At 62.5% G+C, this 13,264-nt stretch carries 12 protein-coding genes; 2 read left to right on the top strand and 10 right to left on the bottom strand.

Going from position 1 to position 13,264, the window contains the following annotated elements:
- Positions 1–159 precede the first annotated feature (159 nt).
- From Q0L30_RS09650 to guaB, 5 genes are all read right to left on the bottom strand, one after another.
- Positions 160–1,215, bottom strand: a complete 1,056-nt coding sequence (locus Q0L30_RS09650) for a nucleotidyl transferase AbiEii/AbiGii toxin family protein (RefSeq protein ID WP_296654369.1) — start codon at positions 1,213–1,215, stop codon at positions 160–162.
- Positions 1,212–1,931 carry a DUF6088 family protein gene (locus tag Q0L30_RS09645; protein ID WP_296654368.1) on the bottom strand — a complete coding sequence of 240 codons (720 nt, stop codon included), beginning with the start codon at positions 1,929–1,931 and terminating at the stop codon, positions 1,212–1,214. The genes Q0L30_RS09650 and Q0L30_RS09645 overlap by 4 nt, the downstream gene beginning before the upstream one ends.
- Positions 1,932–2,394: 463 nt before the next feature.
- A complete protein-coding gene (gene guaA / locus Q0L30_RS09640) occupies positions 2,395–3,978 on the bottom strand; it encodes a glutamine-hydrolyzing GMP synthase (protein WP_296654366.1) in 1,584 nt (527 codons plus the stop codon).
- 149 nt (positions 3,979–4,127) lie between these two features.
- Positions 4,128–4,802 carry a hypothetical protein gene (locus Q0L30_RS09635; RefSeq protein ID WP_296654364.1) on the bottom strand — a complete coding sequence of 225 codons (675 nt, stop codon included), beginning with the start codon at positions 4,800–4,802 and terminating at the stop codon, positions 4,128–4,130.
- A gap of 6 nt (positions 4,803–4,808) precedes the next feature.
- Positions 4,809–6,269, bottom strand: a complete 1,461-nt coding sequence (guaB, locus tag Q0L30_RS09630; RefSeq protein WP_293035509.1) for an IMP dehydrogenase — start codon at positions 6,267–6,269, stop codon at positions 4,809–4,811.
- 260 nt (positions 6,270–6,529) lie between these two features.
- Here guaB and Q0L30_RS09625 point away from each other — a divergent pair, with 260 nt between their 5' ends.
- Entirely contained in the window at positions 6,530–7,561 is a 1,032-nt protein-coding gene (locus Q0L30_RS09625) for a DMT family transporter (protein ID WP_296654743.1), read from the top strand.
- A gap of 110 nt (positions 7,562–7,671) precedes the next feature.
- Here Q0L30_RS09625 and Q0L30_RS09620 read toward each other — a convergent pair whose 3' ends face one another.
- Together Q0L30_RS09620 and Q0L30_RS09615 are read right to left on the bottom strand one after the other, a co-directional pair.
- The gene (locus Q0L30_RS09620) at positions 7,672–8,004 is read right to left on the bottom strand and encodes an RnfH family protein (RefSeq protein ID WP_296654362.1); all 333 of its coding nucleotides are present in this window, start codon (positions 8,002–8,004) and stop codon (positions 7,672–7,674) included.
- Positions 8,001–8,438, bottom strand: coding sequence for a type II toxin-antitoxin system RatA family toxin (locus Q0L30_RS09615; protein WP_296654360.1), 438 nt, complete (start codon positions 8,436–8,438; stop codon positions 8,001–8,003). The genes Q0L30_RS09620 and Q0L30_RS09615 overlap by 4 nt, the downstream gene beginning before the upstream one ends.
- 105 nt (positions 8,439–8,543) lie before the next feature.
- Here Q0L30_RS09615 and smpB point away from each other — a divergent pair, with 105 nt between their 5' ends.
- Positions 8,544–8,990 carry an SsrA-binding protein SmpB gene (gene smpB / locus Q0L30_RS09610; RefSeq protein WP_293035513.1) on the top strand — a complete coding sequence of 149 codons (447 nt, stop codon included), beginning with the start codon at positions 8,544–8,546 and terminating at the stop codon, positions 8,988–8,990.
- 98 nt (positions 8,991–9,088) lie between these two features.
- On the opposite strand, the gene Q0L30_RS09605 is transcribed toward smpB, so the two are convergent.
- The 3 genes from Q0L30_RS09605 to ppsA all read right to left on the bottom strand — a co-directional run bounded on the left by Q0L30_RS09605 (position 9,089) and on the right by ppsA (position 13,110).
- Complete coding sequence (locus tag Q0L30_RS09605; protein ID WP_296654358.1) at positions 9,089–10,030, bottom strand: SPFH domain-containing protein; 942 nt, start codon at positions 10,028–10,030, stop codon at positions 9,089–9,091.
- A gap of 77 nt (positions 10,031–10,107) precedes the next feature.
- Positions 10,108–10,569 (bottom strand): NfeD family protein, encoded by a 462-nt coding sequence (locus Q0L30_RS09600; RefSeq protein ID WP_296654356.1) that lies wholly within the window; start codon positions 10,567–10,569, stop codon positions 10,108–10,110.
- A 141-nt stretch (positions 10,570–10,710) separates the two neighbouring features.
- On the bottom strand, positions 10,711–13,110 hold the full coding sequence (gene ppsA / locus Q0L30_RS09595) for a phosphoenolpyruvate synthase (protein ID WP_296654355.1): 2,400 nt from the start codon (positions 13,108–13,110) through the stop codon (positions 10,711–10,713).
- Positions 13,111–13,264 lie beyond the last annotated feature (154 nt).

Below are 13,264 nucleotides of genomic sequence, written 5' to 3'. Positions count from 1 at the left end.
TCAACGCCGAGAGGCCAGCTGTGATGCATCGCCGAGAGGCCAGCTGTGATGCATCGATCAGTGCCGAGGCGACGGAAAGATCGACCACCGGCGGCGTCTCTTGGAAGCTTCGGGCGGGTGACAAAAAATTAAACCCACCTGCTGCCCCTCGCATCCGGCTTACGCAGAGTCCGGCTCGTGAGTGTTCAAGTTCCCCTCCAATGTCGCGACTGCTTTCAGGACATCATCAATCGGAGGCAACCCCTTGAAAATCATGCCGCCCATCGCAGCATAATCTCGGACCAGCGCGTCGTGCATACCATCCGAACGCGCCAATGTGAAATTGCCATGAGTGGCTGCGTCAAGGCCGAGATCCGCGCTACCAAAGAAAAGTCTGGCGTGCTTCGCGCAGTCCTCCGCCAAACGATGATTTGCCTGCCACGCCGCCGCGTCCGGGTGTTTTAGCAACAGGTAGATATCGTAGTAGTGCCGTGAAACGCGCTGCCCGCCGTGCCGTAGCTCGCCCCTTCGGTCGTGCCATTGTCGCAGGCCGTGCAGGATGATGATCTTGTCCCAGAAGGTACGTTCAGGCTTGACCGTAGTGACATTCCGCACGGCAAGGTCCAAATCTGGCAGATCGTCCGCGATGTAAGGCTTGACTGTGGCTACTTCGTGTGGATCCAACGCCGACTTGGCGCCTGCTTCGATCTTTACGGCCGAACGGATGTAGTCCTTTGGATCAGCAGTCACGACGGGGTACCAGAACAGCAGTGTCTGACGATCCGGGTCATCGGCATCGAACTCGACGCGAAATTGACTTGCGGGAATCATCGTTTCAGCGATTTCTCGGAAACGCACAGCCATCTCTTCAGCTATGTAGTGCTGACAGGCATCACGAATGCGATCCAATCTGGCGCGGCGTTTTTTGCCACTCAGGGCGTCCAGGTCCTCCACCTCCGCAGGCTCGCCAATGTCTTCCCGGAACACCGTGATATCAATGTCCTCGGAGAAACGCGAAATGAGTCCGAACGCTTTGGATAGTGACGTGCCTCCCTTGAACAGGAGGCGGGGGCCGTCATTCGGTAAGCCGTTAAACAGCACGTCCAGGGTCCAGCACACCCAGAAATCCTTTTCGACGTTCTGGACTGCCGTCCCCATTCGGGCGGCCGCTGTCAAAAACAGATCGCGCCGCTCGTCGTTCTCAGCTTGAATGATCTTGTCGAAATTCTGGTTCATGGCCGCACCTTGCCCGTAGACTTACGCTTCCCGGCTACGGACTCCTGCTGATGCATGCGTTTCTCATCCGCCAGCAGTCCACCGATCGATGGGTCACAGCCGGGGAGTTTCCGAATGAATTCCTGCATCCATGCCGGTAACTTGCTGAAACCAATGAGCAGGTCTTGGCGAATGACGTCTCCTTGCGCGGGGTCAGCCAGAAGCGCGGTCAACCGCTTGAGAACGCGAGGTCTGTCCGACGGCAACATGTCCTTCAACCAGTACAACGCCTGCACTACCCGCATCGCCGGACGACCGGCCCAATACAGGCGACTCGGTGCAGTTAGCTTGAAGTGGATGGTGAGCTTATCAAGTTGGATGGATCGGCGACGCGCATCCGTATGGATCGTGACCATAGCCGGTACTGCGTCCGTCAAACCTAGATCGTTTGCAGCAGTCATGCCGTCAACCATAAGGCGCAATTGGTCCCGGCGCGCAATTGCATCGATGACCGCCCGATAGTCCGGAGCGGTGGCTTTCTTGGTAAGGCTGTTAATTTTGGGTCGATCGTACAACCCACGGTCGATCCGGCGCAGCCGGCCAGCGGCAACGAGGCGCTGTAACGCCTTATCCACGGCGTCGCGGCTGCCAAGATTGGAAAAATCGGCAGGCACCCACACACGGCCTGTGTCAGATGCCTCTATGTGGCTAATAATCTGGGTTTTCAGGTCATTCATAGTCACACCTTGTCCGATATTTGTATATTTTCTTCGGACGAAGGTCAACCCATACGCGCAATGTGTCCTAAATTTGTAGAATTTTTTCGGACAACCCTACTGAATGACTACGGATCGGGTCGCGGTGAGCGCGCGACGCCCCTGATCGGAACCCTACCCGATCAGGGTTTCGCGCTGCGATCCGCAAGCAGACAAAAAACGTCTGCAGCCACCGCCCGGTACCGTCACAGATACCGTCGACACTCCTGACGGTATTAAGCGAGCCACCGCACACGCTGCTCTTGTATACCGTCCGGAATACCGTCAATTTAAGATTGCCAAACTCCCCGCAGATGGAGATGCACCTTAAAAACTCTTTATTTCCCAAGGACTTACGGAGCCGCGCCTTCCCATTTAGCATCGAGCGCACGTTGCTTATCGGCCATCGCAAGTCATTGATTTTAAAGTAAATTAATTAAACCCCCTACTCCCACTCAATCGTCGCGGGCGGTTTCCCCGAAATGTCGTACACGACACGATTAATCCCGCGCACTTCATTGATGATCCGGTTCGACACGTACCCGAGCAAATCATGCGGCAGATGCGCCCAGTGCGCCGTCATGAAGTCCTGCGTCTGCACGGCGCGCAGCGCAACGACATACTCATAGGTGCGGCCGTCGCCCATCACGCCGACGCTCTTCACCGGCAGGAACACCGCAAACGCCTGGCTCGTGAGGTCGTACCACGACTTGCCGGTTTCACGGTCGATGGTGTTGCGCAGCGACTCGATGAAGATCGCATCGGCGCGGCGCAGCAGATCGGCGAACTCACGCTTCACTTCGCCGAGAATCCGCACGCCGAGGCCCGGGCCCGGGAACGGATGGCGATACACCATCGCGGGCGGCAGGCCGAGCTTCACGCCCAGCTCGCGCACTTCGTCCTTGAAGAGTTCGCGCAACGGCTCGAGCAGCTTGAGGTTCAGCGTCTCCGGCAGGCCGCCGACGTTGTGGTGGCTCTTGATCGTATGCGTGGCCTTCTTGCCCTTGCCCGCCGATTCGATCACGTCCGGATAGATGGTGCCCTGGGCGAGCCACCTCGCGTCGGTAAGCTTGCCCGCTTCGGCCTGGAACACTTCGACGAATTCCGCGCCGATGATCTTGCGCTTCGCTTCGGGATCGGTCACGCCCGCGAGCTTCGAGAGGAACGCCTCGCTCGCATCGACGTGGATCACCTTCACGCCGAGGTTCTCGGCGAAGGTCGCCATGACCTGTTCGGCTTCATTCAGACGCAGCAGACCGTGATCGACAAACACGCAGGTCAGCTGGTCGCCGATCGCGCGATGCAGAAGCGCTGCCGCCACCGACGAATCCACGCCGCCCGAAAGACCCAGAATGACGTGCTCGTCGCCGACCTGCTTGCGGATCGACTCGACGGCTTCGTCGATGTAATGCCCCATTTCCCAGTCGGCCTTCGCCTTGCAAATGCCAAGCACGAAGCGTTCGATCATCGCGCGGCCCTTCAGGGTGTGCGTGACTTCCGGGTGCCATTGCAGGCCGTAGAAGTGGCGCGCCTCGTCGGCCATCGCCGCGATCGGGCACGATTCGGTCGATGCCATCAGCTTGAAGCCTTCAGGCATTTCCGTGACCTTGTCGCCGTGGCTCATCCAGACCTTGAGCATGCCGTGGCCTTCAGACGTCTCGAAGTCCGAAATGCCTTCGAGCAGGCTCGTGTGGTTACGCGCACGCACTTCGGCGTAGCCGAATTCGCGCACGTGGCCGACATCGACCTTGCCGCCGAGTTGCTCGGCCATCATCTGCATGCCGTAGCAAATGCCGAGCACCGGTACGCCGAGTTCGAACACGACCTGCGGCGCGCGCGGCGTGTCGGAAGTCGTGACCGAGTTCGGGCCGCCCGAGAGGATGATCCCTTTCGGTGCGAATTCGCGGATGAATGCTTCATCCACATCGTACGGGTGGACTTCCGAGAAGACGTGCGCCTCGCGCACGCGTCGCGCGATGAGCTGGGTGACTTGCGAACCGAAGTCGAGAATCAGGATTTTGTCGTGCATGGCTGCGGACTAGACCTAAGAAAGAACGGATACGGAACGCCGCGCAAGCTGCACGGCGTGAATTCTGAATGCGGTTTTGTGTGGTGCTCTTCGTCGTGATTTTTGGTGCGCCACAGTTCGGACGCAAGGCTGCCGTGTGCTGGCGCGGCTCAGCCATGCAGCGGTGGCCTCGGTGCATCGGCCGCCTCGTCGCGGGCCGCCAGACGGGCCTCCTCGGCGGACAGCGTAGTGCGCTGCGCAGCGTCCCCCGCCGCAGGCTGCGGTCGCGCCTCCTGAGCCTGTGCGCCGCCGCCAGCGGGCTCCGCGCCCGAGAAAACCGGCTCCGCATAAGTAACCGATTCCCGCCGCGGCTCGCTCTTTGCGCCGCGCCACGTCGCCGTGGCTTCTGCCGTCTGTGCCTGCGGTTGTGCCTGCGCTCGTGCTTTCTCGCGCCGCCGGACCGCACCGGCAAGCCTCACGGCGCCGAACCCGATTACGATCAGCCAGGCGCCCACGCCGCCAGCAATCAACTGGCCGAAGGCCGTCAACTGCGGCTTGTGCAGCCCGATCAACCAGACCAGCATCAGCACGCCGCTGATCCAGTTGATGTGACCGGCCACGCGCCCGACCGGCACCGTCATCGCACCGTCGAAAGCGGCTCGCACCGCGAGCCACGACAAACCCAGCAGCGTCACGCCGAGCACCTGCCCGACAAATGCCGGCTGCGGTTGCACCAGTTGCAGCGCGTCGTACAGCGAGGTCCACGGAGTCAGCAGGAACAGCGCTCCGAAGCCCAGCAGCATCAACGCATCGACAATCAGTACAACGCGCAGCAGCAGCTTCATGGGCGATTAGTCCACGTGATAGTTGGGCGCTTCCTTCGTGATCTGAACATCGTGCACGTGCGATTCGCGCATGCCCGCCGACGTGATCTCGACGAATCCGGCCTTCTCGTGCATTTCGTCGATCGTGCTGCAACCGCAGTAGCCCATCGAAGCGCGCACGCCGCCGATCAGCTGGAACAGGATCGCGTTGACGGAGCCCTTGTAGGCAACGCGTCCTTCGATACCTTCCGGCACGAGCTTGTCGATGTTCGCCGAGTTGTCCTGGAAGTAGCGGTCCGCGGCGCCGTCCTTCATCGCGCCCACCGAACCCATGCCGCGGTACGACTTGTACTGGCGGCCCTGATACAGGAACACGTCGCCGGGCGATTCTTCAGTACCCGCGAACATGCTGCCCATCATCACGGCGTTCGCGCCGGCTGCGAGCGCCTTCGAGACGTCGCCCGAGTAGCGCACGCCGCCGTCGGCGATGACCGGAACACCCGTGCCCTTCAGCGCGTCCGAGACGTTCGCGATCGCGCTGATCTGCGGCACGCCCACGCCCGCGACGATACGCGTCGTGCAGATCGAGCCCGGGCCGATGCCGACCTTCACGCCGTCCGCGCCGTACTCGACGAGTGCACGCGCAGCGTCGGCGGTGGCGATGTTGCCGCCGATCACTTCGACGTGCGGGAAGTTCTGCTTGACCCAGCGGACGCGCTCGAGCACGCCCTTGCTATGGCCGTGCGCCGTGTCGACGACGATCACGTCCACGCCGGCCTGGACCAGCAGCTCGACGCGCTCTTCGTTGTCGGGACCCACGCCGACCGCCGCGCCCGCGCGCAGCTTGCCGTGCTCGTCCTTGCAGGCGGCCGGGTGCTCGGTCTGCTTGGTGATGTCTTTCACGGTCATCAGGCCGCGCAGTTCGAACGCGTCGTTGACGACCAGCACGCGCTCGAGGCGGTGGCTGTGCATGAGCGCCTTGGCTTCGGCGAGCGGCGTGCCTTCCTTGACGGTGACGAGACGCTCGCGCGGCGTCATGATCGAGCGCACGGGCTCATCCAGGCGCGTTTCGAAGCGCAGGTCGCGGTTCGTGACGATGCCGATGAGCTGGGCGCCTTCGACCACCGGGAAGCCCGAAATGCCATGCTGCTGCGACAGGGCGATCACGTCGCGCACGCGCATTTGCGGCGGAATCGTGATCGGATCGCGCAGGACGCCGGATTCGAAACGCTTCACCTTCGCGACTTCGCGCGCCTGCTCGGCGGGCGTGAGGTTCTTGTGGACGATGCCGACGCCGCCCTGCTGCGCCATCGCGATTGCCAGACGGCCTTCGGTGACCGTATCCATCGCGGCCGAGACGAGCGGAATGTTCAGGGAGATATTGCGGGTCAGCCGGGTCTTGAGGCTGGTGTCGCGCGGAAGAACGTCGGAGAAGGCGGGAACGAGGAGCACGTCATCGAACGTGAGTGCTTTCTGGATCAGACGCATGGCAAATCCTATAGGCGCAAAAGCAGATTATACGGGATAGCGCCCTGGAAATCATCAGTATCAACAGTAGGTTAGCGACGATTTCAGGAAAATTTCCGGGGCCGGGGATGCGCACGTGCGGGCGCACCCATCCGGCCCTTTGCATCGCCCGAGGCGTGGAAGCGGAAACCCCCACGCTGCAGGATTGAACAAGACTGATGCGCGGCGCACGGGCTAAGCTCGAAGCCAATCTCAATCTGATCGATCCGGAGTTTTCGAAGATGCGGCGTGGTGTGTTCTACGGCGTTCTCGCCGGTGCATTGTGGGGAACCGTGTTCGTCGTGCCCCGCCAGTTGGCCGATTTCTCGCCGCTGCTTCTGAGCGCGGGCCGCTACGTCATGTACGGCCTCGTCTCCCTCGCCGCGCTCGTGCCCATGCTGCGGCGCGTCTGGCCGCGCCTCACGCGCCGGGATCTCGTCGCGCTCGTCAAGCTCGCGCTGATGGGCAACCTGCTCTATTACCTCTTTCTCGCGAGCGCGATCCACATGGTCGGCATCGCACCCGCTTCGCTGATCGTCGGCGTGTTGCCCGTCACGGTAACCCTGCTCGGGCGGCGCGATCACGGCGCGGTGCCGCTTGCGCGCCTCGCCTGGCCGCTTGCGATGATCGCCGCGGGCATCGTCTGCATCAACGTCGACGTGTTCACGGCAGGCGCCAGCGACGGCCTTCACGCAAGCACGCTCACGAAGATCGCGGGCCTCGGCTGCGCAGTTGGTGCACTGGTCTGCTGGACGTGGTTTGCCGTCGAGAACGCCCGTTATCTGCATCGCAACGCGCATTTCAGCGGCAACGAGTGGTCGGTGCTGTGGGGTGTGGTGACGGGCGCGCTCGGCGGCCTGCTGTGGCTCGTGATTCTCGCCATGCCGTCGGGCACGGTGCAGGCGAGCGTCTCAGCCTCGCGCTGGACGTCATTCTGGCAACTGAACCTCGTCCTCGCGATTGGCGCATCGTGGCTCGGCAACGGGCTCTGGAACGCCGCCGCCAAACGGCTGCCGCTCACGCTCTCGGGGCAGATGATCGTATTCGAGACGCTGTTCGCCCTGCTCTACGGCTTCATCTACGACCACCGTCTGCCTCGCGGGCTCGAAATCGCGGCCATCGTGCTGCTCGTCGCGGGCGTGAGCTGGTCGGTGCGGCAGCATGCGGGCGGACCGGAGGAAACCGCGCACGGCGACGGCATCGTCCCGGCCGAAGGTCACCACGGCGAGGCTCACAGCGGCGGCCACAGCGAACGCCACGGGAACGCGGCATAACCGCGCATGCAAGCGCGGAGGCCATAAAGCAGAACGGACCGCAACTGCGCTTGCGCCGTTGCGATCCGTTCTGTTCGTGAATTTGCGCGAATTTTCGCGGGTTCAGCGCTTCAGCGTGAATCCTTGTGCAGCCACTTGCGCCCTTCCACGGAGCCCGCCTTGCGGGTCTTGTCCACGCGGCGCTGCCGCGCGGCCTTCGGATCGACGATCAGCGGACGATAGATCTCCACGCGGTCGTGGTCGGCGAGCGTGGCGTCGAGCGGCTTGAGCTTGCCGTAGATCCCGACCTTGAGCGTCGCGAGATCGATCTCCGGATGGCGCGCGGCGATGCCGCTCGCGTCGATGGCCTGCCGTACGGTCGCACCGGGCGGCAGTTCGACCGCGATGAGCGTCTGCGCATCAGGCAGCGCGTAGCAGACGTCGACGGCGATTTTCGCGCTCATGGCTTGCCGTAGCGCTGGTCGGCGCGCTTCACGAAGGTGTCGACGAAGGTGTTCGCGATGTGATGGAACACCGGCCCGATGATCTTCTCGAGGATGACGTTAGCAAACTCGTAATGCAGCGCGAACTCGATCTTGCAGGCGTCCGCGCGCAGCGGCGTGAAGCGCCAGTAGCCCGTGAACTTGCGGAACGGACCGTCGGCGAAGTCCATATCGATGCGCTCGGGGCGCTTTTGCGTATTGCGCGTGGCGAAATGCTGCTTGATGCCCTTGAAATTGATATGGATCTTCGCCTCCATACCGTTCTCGTCCCGCTGGTGGACTTCTACGCCACCGCACCACGGCAGGAAATTGGGGTAATCGTCGACATCGGTGACGAGGTCGAACATCTGTTCCGCCGAATGGCGAATCAGCACGGTTTTCTGGACATCTGCCATAGATTGCGCGACGCGTGGCGAGGGTTATAAAAGCGTATCGGGCTTTCGTGGGCCCGCTTTGCTAAAATCGTGATTTTAAACGAGTTGGGCCTTTTCCATTTCCTCATGAGCATCATCGACAACAGAAAGGCGTTCTTCGATTACTTCATCGAAGAGCGCTACGAGGCGGGACTCGTGCTCGAAGGATGGGAGATCAAGTCGCTGCGCGCGGGGCGCGGCCAGATCAAGGAAGGTTACGTCGTGATCAAGGACGGCGAACTGTTTCTGATCGGCACGCATATCAGCCCGCTGCCCGAGGCGTCCACGCACATCAACCCCGACCCGGTCCGCACCCGCAAGCTGCTGCTGCACCGCGAAGAGATCGACAAGCTGATCGGCAAGGTCGAGCAGCGCGGCTACACGCTCGTGCCGCTGAACTTCCACTACAAGGGCGGCCGTGTGAAGTGCGAAATCGGCCTCGCGAAGGGCAAGAAGCTGCACGACAAGCGCGAAACCGAGAAAAAGCGCGACTGGGAGCGCGAAAAGGCGCGTCTCATGCGCACGCCGACCTGAGCGGCAGGGCGCTTTCCGAACCGTGCCCTGCAACGCGAACGGGCCGCTTTTGCGGCCCGTTTTCAGTTTACCGATGCCTCACGGCGCTCAGGTGTGCATCAGGCGCCCTTCACCTGCTGCTCGCGCACGCCCGCGCGATTCACGATCGTCATCGCCGAAGCGATCATCGTGCTCAGATCGCTCATGTCGCCCGGCACGATGAGCGTGTTGCCCTGCTTCGCGAGATTCGAGAACGCACCGACGTACTGTTCGGCCACCTTGAGATTGACCGCGTCCATGCCGCCCTGCTCCTGGATCGACGCGCCGATCTTCTGGATCGCCTGCGCGTTCGCTTCCGCCACGGCAAGAATCGCGGCCGCCTGACCCTGCGCCTGGTTGATCGCTGCCTGCCTCTCGCCCTCCGACTTCTGGATCGCCGCTTCACGCGCACCCGACGCGAGGTTGATCTGCTCCTGTTTGCGACCTTCCGACGCAGCAATCAGCGCGCGCTTTTCGCGCTCGGCGGTGATCTGCGCCTGCATCGCGTGGAGAATTTCCTTCGGCGGCGTGAGATCCTTGATCTCGTAGCGCAGCACCTTCACGCCCCAGTTGGATGCAGCCTGATCGAGTGACGACACCACGCTGTGATTGATGAAGTCGCGCTCCTCGAAGGTCTTGTCGAGTTCGAGGCGGCCGATCACGGAGCGCAACGTGGTCTGCGAAAGCTGCGTGATGGCGAAAACATAGTTGCTCGATCCGTACGACGCCTTCATCGGATCGGTCACCTGAAAGTACAGCACGCCGTCCACCTGCAACTGCGTGTTGTCGCGCGTGATGCAGACCTGGCTTGGCACATCGAGCGGAATTTCCTTGAGCACGTGCTTGTACGCCACACGATCGACGAACGGCAGCACGATCGAAAGCCCCGGCGTGAGCGTCGCGTGAAAGCGGCCAAGCCGCTCGACGACCCACGCGTGTTGCTGCGGCACGATCTTGACGGTCTGCGCGACCAGCACGATGACGATCACGAGCAGAATCAGGCCGACGACTGGAACTTGCATTGATGATCTCCTTCCCTACGATAGATGCGATGGACTACGAATGAAACGGTACGGCACTGCACGTCAGGCGCGACGGCTCATGCGTGCCGCGCGCCGTTGAGCGCCTCACCGCGCCGCGCGGCGACGATCAGGCAACTGCCGCGCACGGATTTGATTTCATAGAGACGCGCATCCTCGGGTTCGCCGGGCGCGAGTTCGATGTCCCATTCGGCGCCGCGATACATGACGCGCGCGCGGCGGTCCTGCCAGCCGGGCACGGTCACCGGTTCGCCGATATCGAGATTCACGCCTGGATCGCTCGACGCGTCCGCCCTGCGCTTGCGTCGGCCGAAGCGCGAGCGCCGCAGCACGATCATGGCAGTCAGCGCGACGGCAGCCGCAATGCCCAGTTGCAGGTCGAGCGGCGCACCCAGCCCGTAGGCAAGCACACCCGCGAAGAAGCCGAGCGCGATCATCAGCAGGTAGAACGTGCCCGTCATCAATTCGGCAACGATCAGCACGCCCGCGCCGACCCACCAGAACAAACCATGTGGACCCACTTCCGCCTCCCAAAGTAAAACACCCCGGCATGACCGGGGTGTTATAGCACGAAGCTGACACTTTTTTCCGTGTGGCGAGAAACCCGCACGGAGCAGCATCACATTTCGCGCGGGACGCGATGCGCGCTGGTTACGCGATCGTTACTTCGCCTGCGCCTTGGCGAGCGCCTCCCACGTGTCGATGATCGTGTCGGGGTTCAACGACATCGACGCAATGCCCTCCTTCGCGAGCCACTCGGCGAAGTCCGGGTGATCGGACGGGCCCTGGCCGCAGATGCCGACATACTTGTTCAGGCGCAGGCACGTTTCAATCGCGCGCTTGAGCATGAACTTGACGGCCGCGTCGCGCTCGTCGAAGTCGGCGGCGAGCAGTTCCATGCCCGAGTCGCGGTCGAGACCCAGCGTGAGCTGCGTCAGATCGTTCGAGCCGATCGAGAAGCCGTCGAAGAACTGCAGGAACTCTTCGGCGAGGATCGCGTTCGACGGCACTTCGCACATCATGATGAGACGCAGGCCGTTGACGCCGCGCTTCAGGCCGAACTTCTCGAGCAGGCCGATCACGCGCTCCGCCTGCTTGAGCGTACGCACGAACGGCACCATGATCTCGACGTTCGAAAGGCCCATCTCTTCACGCACGCGCTTGAGCGCGAGGCATTCCATCTCGAACGCCTGCGCGAAGTCCTCGGCGATGTAACGCGAGGCGCCGCGGAAGCCGAGCATCGGATTTTCTTCGTCCGGCTCGTAGCGCGAGCCGCCGATCAGCTTCTTGTACTCGTTCGACTTGAAGTCCGACAGACGCACGATCACGGGCTTCGGATAGAACGCCGCCGCGATCGTGGCGATGCCTTCGGTCAGCTTGTCGACGTAGAACGCACGCGGCGACGCGTGGCCGCGCGCGACGCTTTCCACGGCCTTCTTCAGGTCGGCGTCGACATTCGGGTACTCGAGGATCGCCTTCGGGTGCACGCCGATGTTGTTGTTGATGATGAACTCGAGACGTGCCAGGCCCACGCCGGCGTTCGGCAGCTGCGAGAAGTCGAATGCGAGCTGCGGGTTGCCGACGTTCATCATGATCTTCACGGGAATCGCCGGAAGCTCGCCGCGGCGCACTTCGCTGACTTCCGTTTCGAGCAGGCCGTCGTAGATGCGACCTTCGTCGCCTTCGGCGCACGACACGGTCACGAGCGCGCCATCCTTGAGCGTATCGGTCGCGTCGCCGCAACCCACGACCGCCGGCACGCCCAGCTCACGCGCGATGATCGCCGCGTGGCAGGTCCGGCCGCCACGGTTCGTGACGATCGCCGATGCGCGCTTCATCACCGGCTCCCAGTTCGGGTCGGTCATATCGGCGACCAGCACGTCGCCCGGCAGCACGCGTTCCATTTCGGACGGATCATGAATCACCTTCACGCGGCCCGCGCCGATCTTCTGGCCGATCGCGCGGCCCGTGGTGAGCACCTGCGACTGGCCCTTGAGCTTGAAGCGCTGCTCGACCTTGCCCGCGGCCTGGCTCTTCACGGTCTCCGGGCGCGCCTGGAGGATGAAAATCTTGCCGTCGCGGCCGTCCTTGCCCCACTCGATGTCCATCGGACGCTGGTAGTGCTTCTCGATGATGACGGCGTACTTCGCCAGCTCGATCACGTCTTCGTCGGTGATCGAGAAGCGGTTGCGCATTTCGTGGGAGACGTCGACGGTCTTCACGCGGCCCGGCTCGCCCGGCTGCGTGAATTCCATCTTGATGAGCTTCGAGCCGATCGAGCGGCGGATGATCGGCGCCTTGCCCTGTGCCAGCGTGGTCTTGAAGACGTAGAACTCGTCCGGATTCACCGCGCCCTGCACAACGGTCTCGCCGAGGCCGTAGCTCGACGTGATGAACACGGCGTCCTTGAAACCCGATTCCGTGTCGAGCGTGAACATGACGCCCGCGGCGCCGACGTCCGAACGGACCATGCGCTGCACGCCAGCCGACAGCGCGACTTCGGCGTGGGTGAAGCCCTTGTGGACGCGATAGGAAATGGCGCGGTCGTTGTAGAGCGACGCGAACACGTGCTTGAGGCGGTCGAGCACGTCCTCGATGCCCACGACGTTCAGGTAGCTTTCCTGCTGGCCGGCAAACGATGCGTCGGGCAGATCTTCCGCCGTCGCCGAAGAACGCACGGCAAACGACAGCTCAGCCGGCGAGCCGTTCTGGAGCTGTTCGAAACCGGCGCGGATATCGGCTTCGAGCTGCGGCTGCAGCGGCGCGTCGACGATCCATTGACGGATCTCCTTGCCCGCTTCGGCCAGCGCCTTGACGTCGTCGACGTCGAGCGAAGCCAGACGCGCAGCGATCCGCTCGGTCAGGTTGTTGTGTTTCAGAAAGTCGCGGAACGCGAGCGCGGTGGTCGCGAAGCCCGTGGGCACGCGCACGCCGGCCTCGGCCAACTGGCTGATCATTTCGCCGAGCGAGGCGTTCTTGCCGCCCACAATCTCGACATCGGTCATCCGCAACTGCTCGAAAGGCACTACATATGCCTGGTCCTTAGCAACGGTGTTAGTCATACAAGCCCCTAAGTGTGAAAAAAATTCACGATTGCGCAAGTGGGCTCGAACGCGGAACGCTCATGGGAAGCGGATCCGCGTCTTGCGCAACCTGTTGGAGAAGCAATCGCTCAAGCTGCCGCAGTCCGAATCCAGCGGCAGGAAAGCAGGGATA

It is taken from the genome of Paraburkholderia sp. (genome assembly GCF_024281035.1).
Lineage (GTDB): Bacteria > Pseudomonadota > Gammaproteobacteria > Burkholderiales > Burkholderiaceae > Paraburkholderia.
The sequence above is the reverse complement of the archived record's forward strand: the minus strand, read 5'-3'. Positions and strand labels throughout refer to the sequence as shown.

What these genes read in the sequence shown, in the direction of transcription:
- Q0L30_RS09650 (WP_296654369.1), bottom strand. Translation starts at nt 1,215, where the DNA reads ATGAACCAGAATTTCGACAAGATCATTCAAGCTGAGAACGACGAGCGG.
- Q0L30_RS09645 (WP_296654368.1), bottom strand. Translation starts at nt 1,931, where the DNA reads ATGAATGACCTGAAAACCCAGATTATTAGCCACATAGAGGCATCTGAC.
- guaA (WP_296654366.1), bottom strand. Translation starts at nt 3,978, where the DNA reads ATGCACGACAAAATCCTGATTCTCGACTTCGGTTCGCAAGTCACCCAG.
- Q0L30_RS09635 (WP_296654364.1), bottom strand. Translation starts at nt 4,802, where the DNA reads ATGAAGCTGCTGCTGCGCGTTGTACTGATTGTCGATGCGTTGATGCTG.
- guaB (WP_293035509.1), bottom strand. Translation starts at nt 6,269, where the DNA reads ATGCGTCTGATCCAGAAAGCACTCACGTTCGATGACGTGCTCCTCGTT.
- Q0L30_RS09625 (WP_296654743.1), top strand. Translation starts at nt 6,530, where the DNA reads ATGCGGCGTGGTGTGTTCTACGGCGTTCTCGCCGGTGCATTGTGGGGA.
- Q0L30_RS09620 (WP_296654362.1), bottom strand. Translation starts at nt 8,004, where the DNA reads ATGAGCGCGAAAATCGCCGTCGACGTCTGCTACGCGCTGCCTGATGCG.
- Q0L30_RS09615 (WP_296654360.1), bottom strand. Translation starts at nt 8,438, where the DNA reads ATGGCAGATGTCCAGAAAACCGTGCTGATTCGCCATTCGGCGGAACAG.
- smpB (WP_293035513.1), top strand. Translation starts at nt 8,544, where the DNA reads ATGAGCATCATCGACAACAGAAAGGCGTTCTTCGATTACTTCATCGAA.
- Q0L30_RS09605 (WP_296654358.1), bottom strand. Translation starts at nt 10,030, where the DNA reads ATGCAAGTTCCAGTCGTCGGCCTGATTCTGCTCGTGATCGTCATCGTG.
- ppsA (WP_296654355.1), bottom strand. Translation starts at nt 13,110, where the DNA reads ATGACTAACACCGTTGCTAAGGACCAGGCATATGTAGTGCCTTTCGAG.